Source organism: Erysipelothrix amsterdamensis, from assembly GCF_940143175.1.
GTDB lineage: Bacteria > Bacillota_I > Bacilli_A > Erysipelotrichales > Erysipelotrichaceae > Erysipelothrix > Erysipelothrix amsterdamensis.
Genome location: NZ_OW659496.1, coordinates 1693320 through 1716462, shown reverse-complemented (window position 1 = coordinate 1716462; position 23143 = coordinate 1693320). Strand labels below are relative to the sequence as shown.

Genomic DNA, 23143 nt, shown 5'->3' with positions numbered 1-23143 from the left:
ATGACTTTATGACAATTACATAAGTTTCGATAACAATTCAATTTCATTGTATGGAGAATGTGTTAAAATTTTAGTGATAAGGAGGTAGCATATGAAAAAACTAATCGTTCCAGCTTTAATTGCTGCGGCAGGCTATGGTCTGTATAAATATATAAATGAACCTACAACGCGTAATCGATTCCTTAAACCCGTTATGGTACCGACACTTGGGCGTGATAAAGATATTTACGTAGGTGAGAAACACCTCTATTCGTTTTATATTAGTAAAGGTGATTTTACGCGAATTCTTAAAGAACAAATCCGCATTAAACAAGCAGGGTTTGATTTAAACATTAATGAATCATATACAAATATGCGTTTTGAAGAAATGATTCTACCACGAATGGATACAAACAGTAATGACTCAATCCAAGCGGATGTGATTGCAAGTTATCGAGAAAATGGTAGTTTAAAAGTTGGCGTTATTAAAGAAATGAATATTGGTCCGGATACGGATGTGCGAGAGCGAAGAATTACACGTAAAGATTTAGAAATGTTCGCAGCGCGATATCAACAAAATGATATTCCCGGCGTGATTACAGTTCGTTTCCATCTTAAAGAAGCAGAAACGTTTAAAGAATCCTTAAACCTGGTAGTACTTAAAGATAAGACGCTGTTTATTTTTGAGCCAGGTAAAGAAAATGAAGAAAGCGGTCAGTTCGGTATTCATACATGGTTTGGTTCAAGAGACCAAGAAGCAACGTTTACTTATGAAATGGCCTATCACTTCGGTGATTTCAAATAAAAGTCCACAATTGTGGACTTTTATTATGGTTTTCGAATGACTTCTTTTTGCGGAATTGTATGTTCCGTTGCGAAGATGAGATTGTAGGGCGTATCTTGATCAACATTGAAAATTAACGTTGCTTGATTATTTCGTGACTTGAGGTCCATACGTTCGTTATTCTTATTTAAAATAAGTCGTGGCGATAAGTAGGTGGTTGTGTCATCTGAAACGAGCGTAAACGCATTTCTAAAATCAATAATTGGGTCATCACTTTGTAAATCAAGCGATACCGATATAATGGCAAATTCTTGATGTTGTTCGGTTCGTTCAATGTCACCATCGGGTTTCTTATACGTTTCACTAAATTCAATCGCATCAACGTTGAGTGGAATAAACCGAAGCGTTTGTGCTTGTGTATTTGGATAGACACTTTGATTGAAAATTTTAAAGAATTGAGCATGTGGTGCTTCAAGTTCATTATTTATATCTAAGTTTGCGTAATTTCGATATGTTTTTCGATTGATCGGCGTAAATCGTTTAAACTTTAAATGAACCTTGTAGAGATCAAAACGGTGATCTTCGATAAACGAATCGAATGCAGTGTTTGGATCTTCGAAGATCAACTGAGAATGTTCATCGAAGCACAGTGCATATTCTGGTTTCGCATCAAGATAACCACTTGGATCAGTGAATGTTAGAGCGGGTTCTTGGCAACGTGTTTTCGGTTCGATTGATCGAGGCCAATTTTCTAAGTAGAAAGTAAAGATAATGAAAATACAGGATATAAAAATATAAGCTCCCATTATCGTTAGGTTTAAACGGTGAGGACGTGCTGCATAACTTGGTTGGTTGAACCGATTTGGACGCGAACGTTTTTTAAAGTGAATTCGCTTTGATAAGAAATAAACTGGAAATCCCAATATTGTTAGGAGTATAAAGAGTGGTAATGTGTAGTTAAAAAAGAAATTCATATGTGTTCCCCCTTACACTCTTATTATAGTTGGAATGTTTCATGAATGTGTGTGAGTGTCGTAAAAGAGCAAAAAAACACAAATCTTAATGATTTGTGTTTAAGTAGTGTGTAGCGAGCGTCTCCAGGTGATTGATGGTTCCTTCTAAATCTTCAATCGTCGTAATGGGATTTATCGTACACATTCTTAATACTGTATGTCCTTTGAGTTCTGTTGTGAAGATGCCCGCAAATTCATCTGCAACGATTTGCTTTGCGAGATAGGTGTTTAGTGCATCGGTTTCAAGATCACTTAATGAGGGATGAACATAACGGAAGTTAATAATTGAAAATTGTGCGGGTGAAATCATTTCCCAATGATTTGATTTTATAATGCGCTCTTGAACATAATTTGCAAGCGTTTGTCCGTAATCAATACGACGGGTATACTCTTCAATACCAATTGTTTGAAGGGATAACCATAGTTTTAAAGCGCGTGTTGGTCGTGTGAGTTCAATACCTAAGGAACCGAAATTAGTAACACGATCACCATCGATATCTTTTAAGTACTCAGGACTTGCATCAAAACTATTAAGTAAATCTTGTTTATCCTTTACAAGAATCATGGCACAACTATAAGTTTGGAACAGTAATTTATGTGCGTCCCAACTGACACTGTCTGCTTTGTGAATTCCGTGAAGGCGGTGGACTTGATTTGTGGAAAGGAGAAATGAGGCACCATAAGCGCCATCTACATGCATCCAAAGATTATACTTATTACACAAATCACCAATCTCATCCAGTGGATCAACGGTTCCTGTATTGGTAGTACCTGCAGTCGCAACAACACAGCAAGGTACCAATCCTTGGTCTAAGTCATTTAAGATTGTCTTTTCCAAAACATCACTTTTAATTTGAAATAAGTCATCCGTCTCAATAAAACGGAATTGACGACTTGTAAATCCAATAATTTTTAATCCTTTTTCCACAGAATGATGCGTTTGGTCTGAAAGATAAATGACACCTAAATGACGGTTCTCTTCAGTTAATATTTTATCGCGAGCAGCGATGAGGCCTGTTAAGTTTGCCATCGAACCACCGGAAACAAACAAACCACCTGCTTGGTTATCATATCCAATTTGTTTTGTAAGCCATTGAATGGTATTTTCTTCGACTGTACTTGCAGCCGAACTGTTTACCCAATTACTTGCATGCACATTGTAAGCACTTGACATTAAATCACCCAGTACTGAGAGTTTTGTTGCAGGTCCTGGAATAAATCCAAAATGACGTGGGTGTGAACTTCGTAAACTGTAAGGATAAATATCGGTCATAAGTTCGGATACAACTGATTCCACATCACGTCCTTGCTTTGGCATTTCTTGATTTTTCAGACGTTCCAAAACATCATCGGGTGCAATGGTACATACAGGACCTTTCCCTGGATTTGCTTCACCCTCATAAAATGTATTAATAAATTCAATCATTATTGCTTCGATCGTAGCATCTTCATCGAGTTCATATCGTTTCATTCATATACCTCCATTAACTTGACTTTGTGTTAATGAAAATATACCATAAATTCTATAATAAGAATATTTAATAGAATTTATAAAACGGATAAATATAATTAATGGGAGGGCATATGAATCTTAGACATTTTCAGACATTTGTGAAGGTTGTGGAGAAAGAAAGTTTTAGTAAAGCAGCGGACGCACTAGGGTATACTCAGGCTGCGGTAACCATTCAAATCCAACAACTCGAGGAAGAACTTCAAACGAAACTCTTTGATCGTATGAATCGTAAAATTCATTTGACCGAAGAAGGTGAAGCATTTATTTTCTATGCGAATGAAGTTTTAAGGACGGTAGAGGAAGCCCGTATATTTAATCAATCCACTAAGAAAGAACATGGGACCATTCGAGTGGGTACAGTGGGATCACTTGGATCAAGTGTCTTTCCAGAACTTATCTATAATTTTCACCTTGAACATCCTAATGTGGAAACTAAAGTAATTATAGGGAAGACCGAAGAACTTCTTGGGATGGTTCGCCGTAATGAAATCGACATTCTCTTTACGCTTGATTACCAAATATATGGTGCGGACATGGTAAAGGTATTTGAGAAAGAAGAAAGCATCCTCTTTGTAAGTGCAGATGCTTCTGTAAGTAGTACGAAAACCTACAATTTAGAAGAATTTTCGGATGCTCCTTTTTTATTAACGGAACAAGGCGAAGCTTATCGGTATGAACTCGAGCGAAGTCTTGCGAAACGACGCGTAGATTTAAATGCGATTCTTGAAGTAGGTGATACGGAAATCATCATTGCGGTATTAAAAAAGGGTCTTGGCTTATCATTTCTACCAGAATTCTCGGTTAAAGAGGAATTGGAACAGCAAATACTTAAAGAAGTCCGTGTTGATATTCCCAGTGTTTCAATGTATGCACAAGTTCTCTATCACGAAAAAAAATTCCTGACTACCCATATGAAGGCCTTTATTCAGGAAATTGATCAAACCTATATACATATACAATAAAAAACCCACTCCTAAGAGTGGGTGTTATTTCAATATGGGGCGACCGACGGGACTCGAACCCGCGCAATGCCGGTACCACAAACCGGTGTGTTAACCAACTTCACCACGATCGCCATATCCTCGTCAATTATAACCATAAAATTAAATCTTGTAAAGAGTTGAATGTCAAAAAAATCAAGAATTTACGATGTTTGACTCGAATGTGATTGAGGTTCATCATTTCTGGTGTTTTCTTGTGGAAACATCATCATAAAAATAAGTATTTTGAAATAAACATTAGAATTCTAGATGAAAATTAGTCATTTTAGCAAACTATCTTGCTATTTTCGTCAAATGAAAATGACTTTGAAGAGCTATCCTTATAGAATGTATGTGTACGTGCATAAGGATACTAAGAAATGCGTTCGTATCGATGAGTCAAAAGGATTATAGTTCATTTGAAGTCTTGATGACGTGGTAGATTTAGCTCTATAAATAAATAAAAAACCCACATAAAGTGGGTGTTATTTCAATATGGGGCGACCGACGGGACTCGAACCCGCGCAATGCCGGTACCACAAACCGGTGTGTTAACCAACTTCACCACGATCGCCATTGCTAGACCATTATAGCGTTTAAAAAAACGTTTGTAAAGGCACACATCAAAATATAGTGAATTATATAAGAAATATGATATAGTAATCATACTAATGGAGGACATTTATGATGAAAATTGCTGTTATCACAGACTCATCGGCAGGTGTTTCAAAGCAGGAAGCAATTGATCATGAGATTATCGTAGCACGTATGCCGTTAACAATAGATGGAAAAGCATATATGGAAGAAGAAGGTATCTCTCGTGAACAATTAATTCAGGCGATGAAAAACGGATCATCTGTTTCAACATCGCAACCACCTTTAGGTAGGTTGATTGAATTGTTTGATGACGTTTTAAAAACATATGACCATATAATCTTTTTACCAATTTCAAGTAAGCTCAGTGGAACGTATCAAACTGCATGCGGACTTGCTCAAGATTATGATGGACGCGTAACGGTAATTGATTCTAAATTTGTCAGTTGCCCATTGTTTTTATTAAGTCTTGAAGTTAAGGAAATGATAAGGCGGGGTATGGAGCCCGATGCAATAAGGACGCTCATTGAAAATGAAGCGGATATGTATGCATCATTAATCCCTGAGGATATTATCTACCTTAAGCGTGGGGGTCGTATTACGCCAGCTGCTGCAGCCATTGCGAATTTACTTAAAATCGTACCGGTACTAAAAGTATCAAATGGTGAAATCGACTTGGCAGAGAAAGTAAGGACCTACAAAAAAGCAGTTCGTGTGGGTTTTGATCACAGTGTTGTAGATCGAAACAAAGATGATTATGAATGGATTGTTTTAGATGGTGGTTGTGAAGAAAAAATATACAATGCTGTCGTTAAAGATTTAGAAAAACACTTCGGGGTCGAGGTCATAAAACGTCCTTTATATCCTATTGTACTTGCTCATACAGGACCAGGCAGCATCGCGATTGCTTGGCGAAAAAAACTAATTAAAGATAAAATATAGAGAAGGAGCTTTAATATGAATAAAATTGAAACAAAACTAGTTGGACACATCGAAGATATTATTCTTGATGCGTTTGGCATTGAAAAAGAAGATGGACTTGTAATGTTAGAAATCCCTAATAATCCAGAAATGGGAGATTACTCCACAAACATCGCAATGCGTCTTACAAAACGTGTTGGGAAAAACCCACGCGAAATCGCTGGCGTTATTGTTGAAAAATTAGAAGACAACGAAATGGTTGAGTCCATTAGTGTTGCGGGACCTGGATTTATTAACTTTGTAATGAAACCTGCTGTATTAGGTAGCGTTGTTAATGATGTTATTGAAGCAGGTAAAGATTATGGTCGTTCAAATGCTGGAGAAGGAATCCGATTATTGAATGAATATGTATCGGCTAACCCTACAGGACAACTTCATGTTGGTCACGCACGTGGTGCAGCATGGGGAGATTCCCTTTCACGTATTATGTCTTTTGCAGGATATGATGTGCTTCGTGAGTACTATATTAATGACCTTGGAAATCAAATTTTAATGTTAAGTCATTCACTTTACGCACGTTATAAACAAGCCTTTGGTATGGAAGCACCTTTACCTGAAGATGGATATCATGGACCGGATATTATTGAAATCGCAAATGATGTTAAAGAATCTGAAGGGGATAAATGGTTAAGCGCACCTGAAGAAGAATGGGTACCATATTTTAAAGAACTTGGAATTAAATTAGAATTAGAACGTATTAAAGAAGATTTAAATACATTTGGTGTTGAAATGGATTCATGGGTTAGTGAAAAATGGCTCTATGATGACGGACGTGTCGAAGAATCTCTAGAAGCACTTAAAGCGAAAGGTGTAACGTTTGAAGAAGATGGGGCGCTATGGCTTCGTTCAACAGATTTCGGTGATGATAAAGACCGTGTTCTTATTAAGAGTGATGGATCATATACTTACCTTGTACCCGATATTGCTAACCATATCTATAAACTTGAACGTGGTTACACACATTTACTTAACTTATGGGGTGGCGATCACCATGGTTATATTGTACGTATGCAAGCAGCTCTTGAAGCACTTGGACATCCAAATGTTCTTGATGTTGATATCATTCAAATGGTTCGTCTTGTGGACGAAGGTGTTGAAGTTAAGATGTCAAAACGTACAGGGAATGCATTGGGTCTCGTAGAACTTGTTGATGATATTGGTGTGGATGCAACACGTTACTTCTTTGTAAGTCGTGCACTTGCAACACCACTTGATTTTGACCTTGGTTTAGCTCGTAAAAAATCAAACGATAATCCAGTGTTCTATGTACAATATGCACATGCTCGTATTTGTTCAATTTTACGTCAAGCTGGGGAAGTACCTCATGTCGATGTAATTGATCAACTTACAAATCCTAAAGAAATTGCGTTATTAAAAGAAATTAATGAATTTAGTTCTGTTGTTGCAGATGCTGCGAAAAAACGTGAGGTTCATAAAATCGCAAATTATGTTCAAGATCTTGCATCATCATTCCACAGTTTCTATGGTGAAGTAAAAGTTATGGATCCAAGTAATCCAGAACTTCAAGCACAACGTTTAAACCTACTTGTAGCGGTAAAAATTACCCTAAGTAATGCATTGAACTTAATCGGTGTAAATGCACCGGAACAAATGTAATTCTTGTACATTTTGTTGTTCTATTGTATTATTGAAGTGTTACAGGGGGTGATGGTATGTCACTAAAAAATAGTTCCGTAGCCATTTACCGACAAATCATAGAGTATTTTGAATTGGAAATTGCCTCGGGTCGACTTAATGCAGGGGATCGCATTGAGTCCATCCGGGCACTTGCTTTATTCTTTAAAGTAAATCCGAATACGGTTCAAAAAGCGCTTAATGAGCTCGAGCGAGATGGTTTAATTGAAACAGATCGCACAAACGGTAAATTTGTTACAGATAAAAAAGATATAATTAAGAAGTTAAGAAGTGAATTGGGACGTCGTTACAGTGTTGTGTTTGTTGAGAAGACGAAGACGCTCGGTCTTGACCTTGAAGAAACATTAAGCCTTCTTAAACATGAATGGGAGGTTGGGAAAGATGAATAATGAAAATGGTTTAGTTATTTCACATTTAAATAAACATTATGGTAAGAATCAAGTTCTTAAGAATATTAACTTAAATTTGGAATCAGGTAAGATTATTGGTCTTTGCGGACCTAATGGTGCCGGTAAAACTACGTTAATTAAAACAATTGTAGGTCTTTTACGTGACTATCATGGTGATATTCAAGTATGTGGACATCCGGTAGGTTCTGATTCAAAGGCATTGGTTTCTTATCTTCCTGATGTGGAATACTTAGCACCCAATCTTACGGGTTTAAAAGCAGCGAGACTCTACAGTGATATGTATGCTGACTTTGATATGGGCGTCTTGGAAGATTTATTTCTAAAGATGAAATTAGATGGAAGTATGCCTGTTTCAAAAATGTCTAAAGGAATGCGTGAGAAGTTTCAACTTGCCTTATGTTTATCGCGTAAAGCTCGTATTTATATATTTGATGAACCGATTGCAGGTGTTGATCCAGCATCGCGTGATTCGATTATTGAAACGATTTTAAGCAATTATACGCAAGATGCACTTCTTATCATTTCAACGCACTTAATTCAAGACATAGAAGGTGTTTTGGATGAAGTTGTCTTCATTAAAGATGGTGCGATTCTCATGCACGAAAATTGTGATGATTTACGTGAAGCACGTGGTCAAACAATTGATGAAATCTTTAGGGAGGAATTCAAATGGTAGGTAAACTGTTTAAAAATGATTTAGTCGATTCTTATAAAGCATATGCACCCGTTGTAGGAATGATGATTGCAGGGTGTGTTCTAACAATCTTAATGATTCAATTAGCAATTAATGATCGTTTTGGAATCTTTGGAACATTTCTTGCCTTAGCGCTCTTTGCTTTGGTTGTGATTGTGACAGTTATGTCGGTACGTGCTAACATTTACGTACTCTATACGAGTATCTATCATAAAAACGGATACAGACTCTTTACCTTACCGGTGAAGACTTGGCAAATCCTTGTTTCAAAATTATTGGTTGCATTCTTCTGGTCAGTGATTATGGGGTTATTACTTATTTTATCCCTATTCATCATTACCTTTACAACTACAGGAAGTATCGCAATCTATGGACAAGCAATTCAGGAAATATCTCAATACTTTGCTCAATATTTTGAGTCAAGCGTCGCATTTTTTGCGGTTATTGACAATCTCTTAAACTTTGCGCTGAGTTCTCTTGTGATTCTGTTTGCAGGTGCAGTGGCTCACTCAAGTTATTTCCAAAATAATCGTGGCTTGGTTGCTGTGGGGATTGCGGTTCTTATCGCAATTATCCTTGGTCAAATTGGAGCGTATGTAGATACATCATTTGGAAGTGTATTATTACGCTATGATTCCTATGCATTCTTGCAAGGTGGAAGTATACCAGTGGGTGAACTTGCCCTTGTTGTCCTTTATCAAATTCTTGTTTGTGGTTTCTTAACGTATGGAACACTTTGGTTCTGGAATCATAAATTAGAAGTTATGTAATCAATCTTAAAAGCCTGATGATTTAATCAGGTTTTTTTTTCGTAAAACATGTGATAATGCGTGAACTTTTGTGATTAATTGACTTTGTATAGGTTTCGCATTATTGTAATCAAGGTAAAGGAATGTGTAATTATGGAAAAAAATAATAAATTATTACTGATTCTTGTTTTTGTATTATCAATTGGAACGCTCAGTGTGGGTGGTTTTTTTGCGCTTCAAGCATGGCAAAGCTATCAAACGACACTTACAAAAGCAACGATATCAAATCACAGTCAATACAGTCTGCGTAACAATGCGACCGCATACCAAAAAGAAGTTTATGAAGAACTTGCTTCGGTTGAATCAGGTTCGGATGCAATGATTTCTGAATTGATTTCAAAGAATTTTATTGCGGACTTTTATACGTGGACAAATAAAGATCGAATGAATGATGTTGGAGGCATCCAATTTCTTCATCCAGATATTAAAGTCTGGGTATACGATCAAGCTTTGGATCGTTTCTATAATGATATGCGTGTTTATATCGAACAAGAGCAAGTTGAAAATACGCTTGAAGTAACTGGTATTGATGTTACTTCAAAGAAGACGAAGTTTTTACTTAAAGATCAAGAGGTGCCAGCATATCAAGTTCATGCAACATGGACCTATAAAGATTCGACGGTGCTCGATACTAACAATTATCAACATGAAGCACTGATAACCGTCGTTAAACAAGACGACACCTATTCAATTGTGGAGGTAACAAATGGAACTCAAACTTCAACCGAAACAAACCCAGCATAGCGGTAACCGTGTTGTGGGGACTTTACTTCTGATCCTCTCTAACATTTTACCCCTGGGACTGATTATCTTTTTAGGAAGATTCGCTTCCATTCATGGTCGCTATTTCGCAATTGGTATTCTCAGTGTCATGATGTTTATTTTGCTCCTTAATATTCTATATATACTCGGCTATTTAAAAGCAAAGAAAGTTTTTCGATATTTCTTTATAACTTTATCTGTGGTGTGGCTTGTGGTTGGAACGGTCGGGTCTTTTTATGCAATTAAGACCAATGCCATCACAAATGCCATTCTTAATAAAAATGAAGTACGTGAATTTAGTGTCGTGAGTTTTAGTGGTGATGACGTGCTTGATGGTAAAACCGTGGCGTACGCCCCCATGAATGAACCCGAAGTAGAAACTTCTATTAAGAAAAAAATTGCAGACAAGGCTGAAAACGTCGTGTTTGAGAAATATGATAATTATCGTGATTTATTGTCAGCAGTAAGTGAAAAGAAAATTGATGTTGCGGTATTACCCCTTAACTACCACACATTAACTCAAGAATTACCCGATGGATCAAATCCTTTCGCTCAATCAAAAGAGTTATTTACGTTTTCCACTTCGTTAACGAAACAATCCAATACCGATGTGGATGTTATTAAAGAACCCTTTACAATGTTGATGTTAGGGTTAAATGATGATCTTGCGGATTCGATTATTCTTGCTTCGTTTAATCCTGAGACTTTAAAAGTTACGATGACAAGCATCGCCCGGGATTCTTATGTACCCATTGCATGTTATCCAAACGAGTCTTACGATAAAATAAATCATTCCCACGGCGTCAGTTCACAATGTATGGTGGATACGATTGAAAACTATCTCGGTGTTAAGGTCGATTTTGTCTTCGAGACGGATTTTTATGCCCTTGAGAATATGGTCGATGCAATTGGTGGTCTTGAAATTGAAAGTCCTACGACCTTTGCGGGTTCATTCCCACTTGAGAAGCAATATGATGATTATGGTGAACCAATTATGGAGGGTGTTACAATTCCAAAAGGGAAAAATCTTCTCAATGGAAAGCAGGTTGTAACTTTTGCACGTGAACGTCGTATTGAAAACATGTCCAATGGTGATTTCGACCGCCAAGTGAATCAACAATATGTCATTAAAGAAATGGCCAATAAAATTTTGGCGACACGAAATCCAAATACAATTTTAAATGTTTTGGATTCAGCAAAGAAAAATATTACCATGACACTTCCACTGGAAACAATTTCCAAACTTATGGGTTATGCCCTTCAAAGTATTGACCGCTCGCCTGTAGATCCGATGTCTACATTTAGAGTCGTGCAAACGCAAATCGCTGGAGAAGGTACGATTATCAATGGTGTTTGGTATGCCAAGCCTTTTGAAAATCAGTACTTACAAGCAAAGAAAGTCATTCTTGATAACCTTAAATCGGATGCAGACTTACGAAATGAGTACGACTTTACGTTTACCTACGGTAAGCCATATCAAACGGACTTGATATCATCCGAGAATTCTGAAGATACAGGACCTCTGCTAACGGTGCTTAAACCGAGTGAACGCAGCGCACAAGCTGTTGATGTGTTAGATTTTAATGGTCTTTCTCAATCTGAGATTCAATCATGGGCAGATAAAAATAATGTATCCGTTACCTTTGATGTAGTAAAACCAGATTCTCCTGAGTTTAAGCATGACTATATAAACAATCAAGTTCTTAATCAAGATGTGAAACCAGGATTTTATAATGAAGGTGTGAATACGATTCATATAAAGATTGTGAATAAGTAAAAAGAAAACAACCTAACTAAGGTTGTTTTTTTCTTAAAGCACTTTATGACTCGATCTTATATCTAGTCAATTGCCCATTGCATATATACTTTATGATCGAGTGTGTAGGTCGTAAGGGTACGACCATCGAGATATCCGTAAGTATTGGGATGATTTTCTTTAGGAAGTGCAATGGATCCAGGATTATATATAATTGTCTGGTCTATTTGTTTTAAGACGGGAACATGTGTGTGTCCAGAAATGTAAAGGTCCACTGCTTGACGGGGTCCTTCAAGGTCGCTGTCAAAGAGGTGGCCATGTGTCACCATAATCGTGAGATCATTCCACTCAGTAATTGTGTAGTCTTGCATGATGGGGAATTCACACAACATCTGATCCACTTCACTATCGCAATTTCCACGTACCGCCAGAATGGGGCAATGAACTTGGTTCAAGCGTTCGGAAACGGCTTTTGGATTATAGTCTTCTAAAATTGGATTTCGGGGTCCGTGATACATAAGGTCACCAACAAGTAAGAGGCGATCATAGGGAAGTGGTGTATTGAGAACATCATTTAAACGGTCGATGCTTCCGTGTATATCAGAAATAATTAAAGTTTTCATGGTATCCTCCAGTCATATGTAATGAAATTATACCACCAAACATATTAAAATATGGTATTTTCCAATCGTTAATTGATAATTATGAGCGAACATTTTATGATAGAATAAATAGAGGATGTGAAAATATGAAGCAACACAGTAAAGGTCTTACCATTTTTATATTAATTCTTTCACTTACAACTTTGAGTGTAGGTGGTTTTTTTGCGTACCGTGCATACCAATCAAAAACAAGTATTGATGGTGGTACTACAAGCGAGAACAGTTTTTATTCACTTCGCAAAAATGCAACGGAATATCAAAAAGAACTCTATAAGGAACTTACCTCGAAACTTAAAGAAGATCCAAGGGATGATAAAGTAATCTCAGAGCTGATTGCTCAAAACTTTGTCGCTGATTTTTATACATGGACCAATAAGTTGCGTTTTAACGATGTAGGTGGAATGCAGTATATTCATAAGGACCTCGACTGGGTTTATGGACAAGCGCTGGATACTTTCTATAATGATATGCGCTACTACAAAGAAAAAGGGAAGTTAGACCAAACACTTGAAGTTACTTCATCATCAGCAAGTGCTAAAAAAGATAAGTTAGTTTTAATAGAACAAGAAGATGAGTTGGTGACGCTTGAAGATGGTACGGTTAATACGGTTACCAACGATGTGGAACGTATCATTCCAGTATATCGTGTCTCGATTACATGGAAATACAAAGACTCAGACGTTTTAAATGTTTCTGAGTTTCAACAGAAAGCAGATATTTATGTAACGAAAGATGAAGATGGATTGTATTCAATCATGGAGGTAGACGATGGCCAAGTCAAAGAAACAACAAACTAAAACCAAACAACGTAGACCTTCATTCATCCATCGACCAATTTTTGGTCTGTTAATTACAGTAGTGGTCAACATAATCTATATCGCATTATTATTTGTGATTGGCCGCTACGTTAATTTGCACAGTAAATATTTTATGCTCGGAATTACAATCATCGTATTACTTGTCTTAATTCTAAATTTATTTTTCTTACTGGGATATGCCAAACGAATTCGTTTTTTCCGAAAAGCAGTTGCGGTCTTTGGAATGTTTATGTTGATCATTGGATCAGTCGGTTCATATTACACATTTAAAACGAATGCAATCGCAAACCAAATGATTAATGAGTCCGGTCAAGAAAATAAAGAGTTTTCTGTTATAAGCTTTAAAGAAGACGCGAAAAAGGAAGACCTTGACCACAGCGCATTGGGTTATGTTGAAACGACACAAGAATTTGAAGATGCCGTTAAGAAAAATGTAGCGAAAGAATCAAGAACAGTAGAGTATGTTAAGTTTAAATCGTATGATGATTTACTAATCGCAAGTTTGAATGACAAAATTCAATTCGCAGTGGTACCCAAAAACTTTAGTTCACTTTCAAAACGACTTGAAACGGAAGAACGAAATCCAATCGAGTTTTCAAAAGCCATGTTTTCATTCAGTATTAAGAGTAAAGAAACCGTAAATGATAAAGATGTATTAAAGGAACCCTTTACGATGTTAATGATCGGGGTCAACGAAGAACTCGCTGATTCCATCATTCTTACTTCATTTAATCCTGAAACACTTAAAATAACGATGACAAGTATTCCGCGTGATTCGTATTTACCAATTGCGTGCCAGAATAATTATCCAGATAAAATTACGCATGCACGTGCATTCAGCCGTCAATGTCTCATTGATTCAATCCAAGATTTTATGGGGGTAAACATTGATTTCTACTTTGAAACTGATTTTTATGCACTCGTTAAAATCGTTGATACCTTAGGCGGACTTGAACTTGAGTCACCGATAGCCTTTGGAGGATCTTTACCGAAAGAAGAAGATCCGACAGAATTCCATGAAATTTGGATCCCGGCTGGAAAACAGAAAATGGATGGTAAGCAAGTAATTACCTTTGCACGTGAACGTTATGCCTTCACTGGAGGTGACTATGTTCGTCAAATGAACCAACAATATGTCATCAAAGAACTTGCAAATCAAATATTAAGTACTCGCAATGTGAATACACTTGTGAATGTGTTAGATGCTGCGAAAGACAATATTCAAATGAATATATCCATTAATGACATCACATCCCTTATGGGTTATGCCTTACAAAATATCGAGAAATCACCGGTATCGCCGTATAATACCTTTAGAATTGTTTCAACACAGCTTCAAGGTGAGGGCGAGATTATTGATGATGGGTACAGCGGCAAATATGTGTCCCATCCTTATATGCGTGATGTTCAAGTGGCACGTGATGTAATTAGTGACAACTTAAAACATGATGCTGATCATTTAAAAGTTAAGACATTTGGATTTAAACAATCCAAACCTTATCGTTCAGCACTCTTTAATCCAAGCCAAAATGTAGATGGACTTTACTATCCGGGTGATGTCGTTCCAAAACGTATTGAAGATACAGAAAAAGAAAAAGAAACAGAGACATCTAATGTTGTACCTGATTTGACATCAATGTCTCGCAGTGAGATTAAACGTTGGGCACAAAATAATGGTGTGAATGTTGTCTTCAATGAGATTGACCAAAATTCAGAGTCTTATCAAGATTACTATAGTGATGGTCAAGTGATTTATCAAAGTGTTGAGCCGGGTGATTATCACCAAAAGCAAACGTATATCGAACTTACGATTGTCGTGAAATTAGAAATTGAAGAACCAAAAGGTATTACAATTCCTGATTTTATAGGTGATACGGTTGCTGATGCCATTGCATGGGCAAATGGAAATGGTTTTACGATAGAAGCAATTCCATCGGGGGACACCAGTGCCATCATTGAGTCACAAAGCATTCGTGCTGGACTTTATAATGGGGAACATCGTAATATTGTGGTCTCGGTACGAATAGAATCTGAGAAACCTGAAAATCAAAGTCCAAACGAATAGAGCTCATGCACATGAGTATCAAAATAAAAAAATAATCGATATAATACTTACGAATCGTGAGGCCTCTATGAAAGTAGAGGCTTTCATTCTTGTATTATTAGGTCATCTGTACCATAATAAACATATGTGAATTGAGGTCGAAATCATGAAACACGTATTTATCATTAATCCAACTTCAGGCGTAGGACGTTATCGTGACGTCGAAGCATGGATCGAAAACAACTTTAAAGACAAAGAAGACAATTATGAATTGCGTTATACAGAATATCCAGATCATGCACAAAAAATTGCGGAAGAATATCATGGGAACGACGTTGTGATTTACTCAGTAGGTGGTGACGGAACGGCTCATGAAATTCTCAATGGTCTAGATCTCGATGTTCAATTAGCAATTATTCCTGTCGGTACAGGCAATGATTTTTGGCGGATGATTAACTATAACCATCCACTTGAAAAAATACTCGAAGATACGATTAACGGGTCTGTACGACATATTGACATTGGTGAAGCCAACGGTCATCGCTTTTTAAATTGTATGAATATGGGTGTCGATTCGGAAGTTAACCGTGATGTAAATGCAGTCCGTAAAACATGGTTTCCTCGTAAACTTATTTATATTTACTATGCAATTTACGAACTCATTCGTAAAAAACCAATCCAATGTACGGTTGAGGCAGATGGGAAGACAAGCAATCATAATGCACTCCTTATCTCTGTTATGAATGGACGTTGGTATGGAAATGGATTTCAAAGTGCACCGAATGCAATAATCGATGATGGCGCTTTGGATGTGTGCATCGTGGAAGATGTGCCCGCAAAACGTTTACCTAAATTACTTCCGATGTATTATAAGGGAGAGCATTTAGATCTTGATGTCGTTACAACATTTAAAGCCAAAGAAATTAAAATTCAGTGCAATCAAACTGTAGCTTTAGGATGTGATGGTGAGGTCTTTGAATATTCAACCATTCATGCTCGTGTACTCGATGGAAAACTGAAGCTACGCGTTCCAAATGCTCTGTGAGCATATTAAGGTACATATGAAATACTTGTGATATAATAACTAAGCAAATAGGAGGACACTATCAAATGAAAAATATAACAAAAACAGATTTTAATGAAGCCGTTAAAGATGGCGTAGTACTTATTGATTTTTATGCAAACTGGTGTGGACCATGTAAGATGATCGCTCCAATCTTGACAGAACTTTCAACAACAATGGCAGATGAAGCAACAATCTTAAAAGTTAATGTAGATGAAGAAGGCGAATTAGCACAACGTTTCGACGTAATGTCAATCCCTACTTTAATTCTCTTTAAAGATGGAAAACCCGTTGGACGCAAGACAGGATTTTTACCAAAACCTGAACTTGAAAAATTTATTCGTTCAGCACAATAATCGAATTGATTAATCTCGAAAAGACCAACACTCTGAACTGCTCCCTGTCAAGTAGACAGGTGAAATAAATAAAATATCCAAGATGATTTATCACTTTATGATGAATCATCTTTTTTATGCTACAAGTGACTGCATTTGTTTTTCTCTAATGTTTGACCAGTAAGCTTCAATCTTCTTGTTAGTTGGAATCGCGTAGACTACAGGTGTCTCTGTTCCTAGCGCTTCAGTTCGAACCATCATTGGTGTTTTGTTTTTGAAGCGTTTCTGAAGTCTCTTGTTGTTATAAAAATCAATATACACTTCAATTGCTTTCTTCAATTCGCTTCTTGTACTGAATTCATTAGGGTAGTACATTTCTGATTTGATTGTTCCCCAAAATCCTTCCATAGGACCATTATCAATACAATGTCCCACTCTAGACATACTTTGCATCACTCCTTGATCTTCTAGCTGTTTCCTAAATGCCCTACTTGTGTATTGGAATCCGCGGTCACTGTGAAATAAAGGTTTTGCCTCTGGATATCTCGCGATAGCTTTATGATAAGTATCAAACACAAGTTGATTATTGTTCCGATCACTTATTTGATACGCCACAACACTTAAATCATAAAGATCAATAATCGCACTGAGATATAGTTTCTTACTTGAACCTTTAATCTTAAATTCTGTGACGTCTGTCAGCCATTTTTCATTCGGTTTTGCGGCAAAGAAATTTCGATTTAAAATATTTTCAGCTGTGATTTCAGGAGTGCTTCGTGAATATTTTTTAGACTTTTGACGAATCACTGATTTCACCCCTAGCATCTTCATGAGTCTATGAATCCTCTTCGAGTTATATTGAACGCTATTCAACTCATTGATCCAATCCGTCATGCGTCGATAGCCTAAGATATGTCCAAATAGTTCATCATAATCAAGAATGAGATTGCAAAGCTCATGATTTTCAATTTCATTGCTTGTTTCAACACGATGCGTCCATTTATAATAACTACTTCTTGCGATTTTAAGTACCTTACACATCCACTGAATACTCCAGCCATGTTTATGATGTAGTTCCTGCACTGCGAGATACTTTACTTCTTGTTTTGCTTTGGAGAATATCGCCCCCTTTCGATTTCCTTCACTTTTTTTAATAGAATGTTCTCGCGTTCTTTCAGTTCGAGTTGTCTTTCAAGTAGTTTTACTTTACGTTCTAAACGTTCTTCATTACTAAGTTGATCTTCTTGTTTTCGCTTGCCACGTTTATCAAGAAGACCATCATCTCCCAATTCGTTATACTTTTTCACCCACTGATAAACCTGAGCATAAGAAAGTTCATAGCGCTCAGCAGTCCCCTTATAATCGTAGTCATGTTCAATACAATATGCGACAATTTCCTGACGCTCCTCAATTGTTGTTTTTCTACCTTTTGTCATATAGACTTCTCCTTTAGGATCGTAATCCTTTATAGTTTCAAGTCTATTATACTTTTTTATCCATCCGCGCAAAACCTCATGGGAACTTATACCATATTTAATACTAATATCTTTAAGAGAACCTGCGCCTTCAAGATAATCCCTAATTGCGGATTCCTTGAGCTCTTTCGAATAACTTTTGTTTCGATCTTTATCTGAAAAAACTTCAATACCATAAGTTTGATACTTTTTCACCCAACTACGTAATGTACTAGAATCAATAGATAATTCTTCAGCTATTTCTGGTGCACCTTTTATGCCATTCAAATATTCATTAATTGCTTGTTCTTTTATTTCGGCTGGATATTTATTCTTTCTCCCCATAGAAAAAGCTCCTCCTTTTTTGTAGTGCCCGATTTTATTTATTTCGGGTGTCTACTTTAAGGGGAGCTTATCACTCTGTTGGTCTTTTTATTTTTACATTTTTTTAATTAATTCGTTTGCTTTTTAGAAAGCATTATGTATAATTAGTTTGTGTTTATACTTACTAATATAAAAGTTTACCAACACTAAACAAGGGAGGAACTATGGAAATTGGAAAACGACTCAAACAGTTGCGAACAAAAAATGGTCTGACCTTAGAAGAACTTGCAAGTCGCAGTGAATTAACCAAAGGGTTTTTATCGCAACTTGAAAATGATTTAACGTCACCGTCCATCGCAACACTCAATGATATTGTGGAAGCGCTGGGGACAAATCTATCAGTATTCTTTAAAGAAGAGTCTGCGGAACAAGTTGTCTTTACTGCGGATGATTATTTTATCGATGAACGTGAAGACTCTACCATCCATTGGATTGTGCCGAATGCGCAAAAGAATGAGATGGAGCCCATTCTTTTAGAACTTGAACCCGGTGGGGAATCTAATGAAATTTTACCGCATGAAGGGGAAGAATTTGGCTATGTACTCCAAGGTAAGGTATCATTAAGGTATGGTGATGAAACAATTACGGTTTCAAAAGGTCAAACCTTTTACATTAAAGGAAATCGTAACCATGCCTTGGTAAACGAGCATCAACAGAAAGCACGTGTTATCTGGGTGTGTACACCCCCAGTATTTTAAGGAGGAAGAATATGGAAGCATTAATTCAATTTACAAATATTGTGAAGAGCTTTGAAGATCAACTTGTCTTAAAAGGCATCAACTTGGATATCTTTGAGAATGAGTTTGTGACACTACTTGGCCCTTCAGGCTGTGGAAAAACAACACTTTTAAGAATCTTAGGTGGATTTTTAGAGCAGAGTTCTGGTGAAGTATATTTCGAAGGTATTGAGATTTCGAAATTAGCCCCTTATAAACGTGAGATTAATACAGTTTTTCAACGGTATGCACTTTTTCCACATATGGATGTTTATGACAACATTGCATTTGGTCTTCGTATCAAGAAAACCAATGAAGATATTATCAAACAAAAAGTTGAGAAGATGTTGAATCTTGTTGGCTTAAACGGTTTTGAACACCGTCCTGTCACACTCTTATCTGGTGGTCAACAACAACGTGTTGCGATTGCTCGAGCACTTGTAAATGAACCGATGGTCCTTCTGCTTGATGAACCCTTAGGTGCATTGGATTTAAAAATGCGTAAAGAAATGCAACGTGAACTTAAGGAAATCCAAGAAAATGTGGGGATTACCTTTGTCTATGTTACCCATGATCAAGAAGAAGCGTTAACCATGTCAGATAAAATTGTCGTGATGAATGAAGGGGAAATCCAACAAATCGGAAAACCAATGGATATCTATAATGAACCTGAAAATCGTTTTGTTGCGACCTTCATCGGGGATTCTAATATTATTGAAGGAACGATGATTGAAGATCGCCTTGTGGAATTTGATGGCGTTCAATTTGAATGCGTTGATGCAGGGTTCTCAAATAATGAAGTTGTAGATATTGTAATCCGACCTGAAGACATTGATATTGTTGATGTGGAACTTGGTAAACTAACCGGTGTTGTAGAGTCAATTCTATTTAAGGGTGTTCATTACGAGATTGTCGTTAAAACGGAACATCGTGACTTTATCATTCATACAACGGATAATTCAGAAGAAGGAAAAGAAGTCGGCATCCATTTCTTCCCTGAAGACATCCATGTTATGTACACAATGGAGTCGTATTAATGAAGAAATATAGACCACTGGTTATTCCCTATGTAGTTTGGATGTCCGTATTTATTGTCGTACCAATGCTCTTAATAGTATTTTACGCATTTACGACCGTAGGGAACCAAATGATTCCATTCCAGTTTAGTCTGATTAACTTTAAAAAATTCTTTGATCCTGTATTCCTAAAAGTACTCCTTGATTCATTTCGCATTGCCGCGATAACAACAGCAATCTGTCTTTTAGTAGGATATCCTCTAGCTTATTTTATTTCGCGACGTTCCGAACGTATGCAAACACTACTCATTCTATTGGTCACCATTCCAATGTGGATTAACATGCTCGTTCGTACCTATGCTTGGATTAGTATTCTCTCAGACAAAGGACTGATTAATAGTTTCCTTGCCTTGTTTGGTATTGCACCACTTAAAATGATGAATACAGATTTTGCGGTGATCTTAGGGATGGTTTATAATTTCCTTCCTTTTATGATTATGCAAATCTATAATGTGTTAGCGAAAATGGATGAGTCACTGATTGAGGCGAGTTATGACCTCGGGGCAAATCGATTTGAAACATTCCGTAAGATTGTCTTCCCTTTATCATTATCAGGGGTAATCTCCGGAATTACGCTGGTCTTCTTACCATCACTTTCGACCTTTGTTATTCCGCAATTCTTAGGGGGCGGAAGCTATGTCTTAATTGGTAACTTAATTGAAAATCAGTTTATCAATATTGGTGACTATAATTTCGGTAGTGCCATCTCATTAATCATGGCTGTCCTTATTATGCTCTCAATGCATTTTGCGAATAAATTCGATCGTGAATACGATGAATCAAAACCAAAAGGAGGAAAACTCTAATGAAAGAAAAAAATCGTTGGATCGGGCCATTAGGTATTATCCTGATGCTCATCTTCATCTATGGACCAATTCTTGTCATGATGGTATTTTCCTTCAATGATTCACGCTCATTGACATCATGGTCGGGATTTTCAACCAAATGGTATGGAAAACTCTCGCAGAGTAATGACATTACTGCTGCTGTTCGAACTTCACTTTTCATTGCTTTGATTACTACAGTTATCGCAACCGTAGTCGGAACGATGACTGCTATTGGCTTGAGTAAACATAAGAAAATTTTTAAGAAATCAATTTTGACCATTAATAACTTTCCTGTTCTTAATCCAGAGATTGTAACTGCAATTAGCTTCATGTTATTGTTTGCGTCAGTAAATGGACTCCAAAAGGGTTTTGGCACGATGCTTGTTGCCCATATTACCTTTTGTACTCCATATGTCATTCTTACAGTCTTACCGAAGCTTAAGTCTTTGGATCCAAGTTTGGCAGATGCTGCCATGGATTTAGGGGCTACGCCCACGGTAGCGCTTCGTAAGGTCATCTTACCGCAACTAACACCTGCAATTATTTCGGGAGCCCTTATCGCTTTTACAATGTCCTTTGATGACTTTGTAATTTCTTACTTTGCGACCGGAAATGGTGTAAGTAACATCTCAATACTTGTTTATCAAATGTCGAAACGCATTAATCCAACAGTCAATGCCCTCTCAACAATTATTGTTGTGATTATTACCGTTGTTTTAATCATTATAAATGTATTACCAATTCTGAAACGTAGTAAAAGAAAGGTGGCTGTTTCATGAAAAAAATCTTAGTAGCATTACTTGCATCACTTCTTGTATTAACGGGATGTGGCGCAAAAGAACCCAAAGAAGAACTCCGCGTTTATAACTGGGGAGAGTATATTGATGAATCATTGATTCCTGAATTTGAAAACAAATATAACGTTCGCGTTATTTATGAAAAATTTCTTTCAAATGAACAAATGTACAACAAACTCCAAGACGGTTCAAAATTTGATGTGATTGTTCCTTCTGACTACACAGCACAACGTATGCGTGAGGAAGACATGCTTCAAAAAATAGATTACTCAAAGATTACAAACTATGAAAATATCATTCCAAGCCTTAAAGGGCGTCATATGGATCCTGATAACGAATACTCGGTTCCTTATTTCTGGGGAAATGTAGGGATTCTATATAATAAGAACACAGTAGACCGTAAAGATCTTGAAACTCAAGGTTGGAATATCTTAATGAATGAAAAGTATAAGGGAAAACTATTCTTTTATGATTCAGAACGTGATGCTTTTATGATTGCTTTAAAAGCACAAGGCTTTTCAATGAATACTACGCAAGAAGATGAACTCAAAAAAGCTAATGATTGGTTAATTGAAATGAAACAAACGATGGATCCTGTTTACGGTACCGATGAAATCATTGATCAAATGATTGGTGGTGCTAAGGACATTGCGGTTATGTATTCGGGGGATGCGAATGCTATTTTACTTGAAAACCCTGATATGGACTTTTATTCCCCGGCTGAGGGCACAAACACATGGGTGGATGCAATGGTCATTCCTGTTGACGCACCCAATCCAGATCTTGCCCACAAATGGATTGATTTTATGATTTCAGAAGATGTCTCAAAACGCATCACTGAAGAAATTGGATATACAAGTCCGATTCAATCTGTGATTGATGATGTGACTGGACCTGATGGTGCATTCAACGGAATCGATTCCTATGTCACACGCACAGGTTATGATAAGGACGAAGAATTTTTCTACGACAAAGAGATGAAAGTAATTCTTTCTGATTATTGGCAAAGAATTAAAGCAACAAAATAACGAAAAAA

At 36.8% G+C, this 23143-nt stretch carries 23 protein-coding genes and 2 tRNA genes; 18 read left to right on the top strand and 7 right to left on the bottom strand.

The features are described from left to right. Nucleotides 1-91: 91 nt before the first annotated feature. Nucleotides 92-784, top strand: a complete 693-nt coding sequence (locus NMG63_RS08175; RefSeq protein WP_013853393.1) for a hypothetical protein — start codon at nt 92-94, stop codon at nt 782-784. A gap of 23 nt (nt 785-807) precedes the next feature. Here NMG63_RS08175 and NMG63_RS08170 read toward each other — a convergent pair whose 3' ends face one another. Both NMG63_RS08170 and NMG63_RS08165 read right to left on the bottom strand, forming a co-directional pair. After that, nucleotides 808-1737, bottom strand: coding sequence for a hypothetical protein (locus NMG63_RS08170; RefSeq protein ID WP_254006928.1), 930 nt, complete (start codon nt 1735-1737; stop codon nt 808-810). A gap of 85 nt (nt 1738-1822) precedes the next feature. Beyond that, nucleotides 1823-3247 carry a pyridoxal phosphate-dependent decarboxylase family protein gene (locus tag NMG63_RS08165; RefSeq protein ID WP_254006927.1) on the bottom strand — a complete coding sequence of 475 codons (1425 nt, stop codon included), beginning with the start codon at nt 3245-3247 and terminating at the stop codon, nt 1823-1825. A 113-nt stretch (nt 3248-3360) separates the two neighbouring features. On the opposite strand from NMG63_RS08165, the gene NMG63_RS08160 reads away from it, so the two are divergent. Continuing rightward, nucleotides 3361-4251, top strand: a complete 891-nt coding sequence (locus tag NMG63_RS08160) for a LysR family transcriptional regulator (RefSeq protein ID WP_254006926.1) — start codon at nt 3361-3363, stop codon at nt 4249-4251. A gap of 35 nt (nt 4252-4286) precedes the next feature. Here the strand turns inward: NMG63_RS08160 and NMG63_RS08155 are convergent. Together NMG63_RS08155 and NMG63_RS08150 are read right to left on the bottom strand one after the other, a co-directional pair. Then, nucleotides 4287-4364 (bottom strand) — tRNA-His (locus NMG63_RS08155). A 401-nt stretch (nt 4365-4765) separates the two neighbouring features. Further along, nucleotides 4766-4843 (bottom strand) — tRNA-His (locus NMG63_RS08150). A 110-nt stretch (nt 4844-4953) separates the two neighbouring features. Between NMG63_RS08150 and NMG63_RS08145 the strand changes: the two genes are divergently transcribed. The 7 genes from NMG63_RS08145 (at nt 4954) to NMG63_RS08115 (ending at nt 11952) form a co-directional block, all read left to right on the top strand. Continuing rightward, nucleotides 4954-5805 carry a DegV family protein gene (locus NMG63_RS08145; RefSeq protein ID WP_123170998.1) on the top strand — a complete coding sequence of 284 codons (852 nt, stop codon included), beginning with the start codon at nt 4954-4956 and terminating at the stop codon, nt 5803-5805. Nucleotides 5806-5820: 15 nt separating this feature from the next. Beyond that, entirely contained in the window at nt 5821-7461 is a 1641-nt protein-coding gene (gene argS / locus NMG63_RS08140; protein WP_123170999.1) for an arginine--tRNA ligase, read from the top strand. A 56-nt stretch (nt 7462-7517) separates the two neighbouring features. Further along, complete coding sequence (locus tag NMG63_RS08135; protein ID WP_013853387.1) at nt 7518-7889, top strand: GntR family transcriptional regulator; 372 nt, start codon at nt 7518-7520, stop codon at nt 7887-7889. After that, complete coding sequence (locus tag NMG63_RS08130; RefSeq protein ID WP_254006925.1) at nt 7882-8586, top strand: ABC transporter ATP-binding protein; 705 nt, start codon at nt 7882-7884, stop codon at nt 8584-8586. Before NMG63_RS08135 ends, NMG63_RS08130 begins: the two co-directional genes overlap by 8 nt. Next, complete coding sequence (locus NMG63_RS08125) at nt 8580-9374, top strand: hypothetical protein (RefSeq protein WP_254006924.1); 795 nt, start codon at nt 8580-8582, stop codon at nt 9372-9374. Before NMG63_RS08130 ends, NMG63_RS08125 begins: the two co-directional genes overlap by 7 nt. A 132-nt stretch (nt 9375-9506) precedes the next feature. Continuing rightward, nucleotides 9507-10157 carry a hypothetical protein gene (locus NMG63_RS08120; protein ID WP_254006923.1) on the top strand — a complete coding sequence of 217 codons (651 nt, stop codon included), beginning with the start codon at nt 9507-9509 and terminating at the stop codon, nt 10155-10157. Continuing rightward, nucleotides 10120-11952: an LCP family protein gene (locus NMG63_RS08115; protein WP_254006922.1), complete on the top strand. Its 1833-nt coding sequence runs from the start codon at nt 10120-10122 to the stop codon at nt 11950-11952. Before NMG63_RS08120 ends, NMG63_RS08115 begins: the two co-directional genes overlap by 38 nt. Before the next feature lie 62 nt (nt 11953-12014). Here the strand turns inward: NMG63_RS08115 and yfcE are convergent, their stop codons facing one another. After that, nucleotides 12015-12554: a phosphodiesterase gene (yfcE, locus tag NMG63_RS08110; protein ID WP_254006921.1), complete on the bottom strand. Its 540-nt coding sequence runs from the start codon at nt 12552-12554 to the stop codon at nt 12015-12017. 125 nt (nt 12555-12679) lie between these two features. On the opposite strand from yfcE, the gene NMG63_RS08105 reads away from it, so the two are divergent. The 4 genes from NMG63_RS08105 (at nt 12680) to trxA (ending at nt 16874) form a co-directional block, all read left to right on the top strand. Then, nucleotides 12680-13390 carry a hypothetical protein gene (locus tag NMG63_RS08105; protein WP_123171004.1) on the top strand — a complete coding sequence of 237 codons (711 nt, stop codon included), beginning with the start codon at nt 12680-12682 and terminating at the stop codon, nt 13388-13390. After that, complete coding sequence (locus tag NMG63_RS08100; protein ID WP_003774528.1) at nt 13362-15476, top strand: LCP family protein; 2115 nt, start codon at nt 13362-13364, stop codon at nt 15474-15476. The genes NMG63_RS08105 and NMG63_RS08100 overlap by 29 nt, the downstream gene beginning before the upstream one ends. A 145-nt stretch (nt 15477-15621) precedes the next feature. Continuing rightward, nucleotides 15622-16500, top strand: coding sequence for a diacylglycerol/lipid kinase family protein (locus NMG63_RS08095; protein ID WP_003774530.1), 879 nt, complete (start codon nt 15622-15624; stop codon nt 16498-16500). 65 nt (nt 16501-16565) lie between these two features. Next, the gene (gene trxA, locus NMG63_RS08090; RefSeq protein ID WP_003774532.1) at nt 16566-16874 is read left to right on the top strand and encodes a thioredoxin; all 309 of its coding nucleotides are present in this window, start codon (nt 16566-16568) and stop codon (nt 16872-16874) included. Between the two features lie 114 nt (nt 16875-16988). On the opposite strand, the gene NMG63_RS08085 is transcribed toward trxA, so the two are convergent. Beyond that, complete coding sequence (locus tag NMG63_RS08085; RefSeq protein WP_254007443.1) at nt 16989-17975, bottom strand: IS3 family transposase; 987 nt, start codon at nt 17973-17975, stop codon at nt 16989-16991. Further along, the gene (locus tag NMG63_RS08080; protein ID WP_254006375.1) at nt 17948-18652 is read right to left on the bottom strand and encodes a helix-turn-helix domain-containing protein; all 705 of its coding nucleotides are present in this window, start codon (nt 18650-18652) and stop codon (nt 17948-17950) included. The genes NMG63_RS08085 and NMG63_RS08080 overlap by 28 nt, the downstream gene beginning before the upstream one ends. A 203-nt stretch (nt 18653-18855) precedes the next feature. On the opposite strand from NMG63_RS08080, the gene NMG63_RS08075 reads away from it, so the two are divergent. From NMG63_RS08075 to NMG63_RS08055, 5 genes are read left to right on the top strand one after another with little or no spacing between them, the layout of a single operon-like run. Further along, complete coding sequence (locus NMG63_RS08075; RefSeq protein WP_003774534.1) at nt 18856-19389, top strand: helix-turn-helix domain-containing protein; 534 nt, start codon at nt 18856-18858, stop codon at nt 19387-19389. 11 nt (nt 19390-19400) lie between these two features. Continuing rightward, entirely contained in the window at nt 19401-20444 is a 1044-nt protein-coding gene (gene potA, locus NMG63_RS08070; protein WP_003774537.1) for a spermidine/putrescine ABC transporter ATP-binding protein, read from the top strand. Then, the gene (locus NMG63_RS08065; RefSeq protein WP_003774539.1) at nt 20444-21289 is read left to right on the top strand and encodes an ABC transporter permease; all 846 of its coding nucleotides are present in this window, start codon (nt 20444-20446) and stop codon (nt 21287-21289) included. Before potA ends, NMG63_RS08065 begins: the two co-directional genes overlap by 1 nt. Further along, a complete protein-coding gene (locus NMG63_RS08060; protein WP_254006920.1) occupies nt 21289-22089 on the top strand; it encodes an ABC transporter permease in 801 nt (266 codons plus the stop codon). The genes NMG63_RS08065 and NMG63_RS08060 overlap by 1 nt, the downstream gene beginning before the upstream one ends. Further along, nucleotides 22086-23135 (top strand): ABC transporter substrate-binding protein, encoded by a 1050-nt coding sequence (locus NMG63_RS08055; protein WP_013853376.1) that lies wholly within the window; start codon nt 22086-22088, stop codon nt 23133-23135. Before NMG63_RS08060 ends, NMG63_RS08055 begins: the two co-directional genes overlap by 4 nt. Nucleotides 23136-23143: the final 8 nt, after the last annotated feature.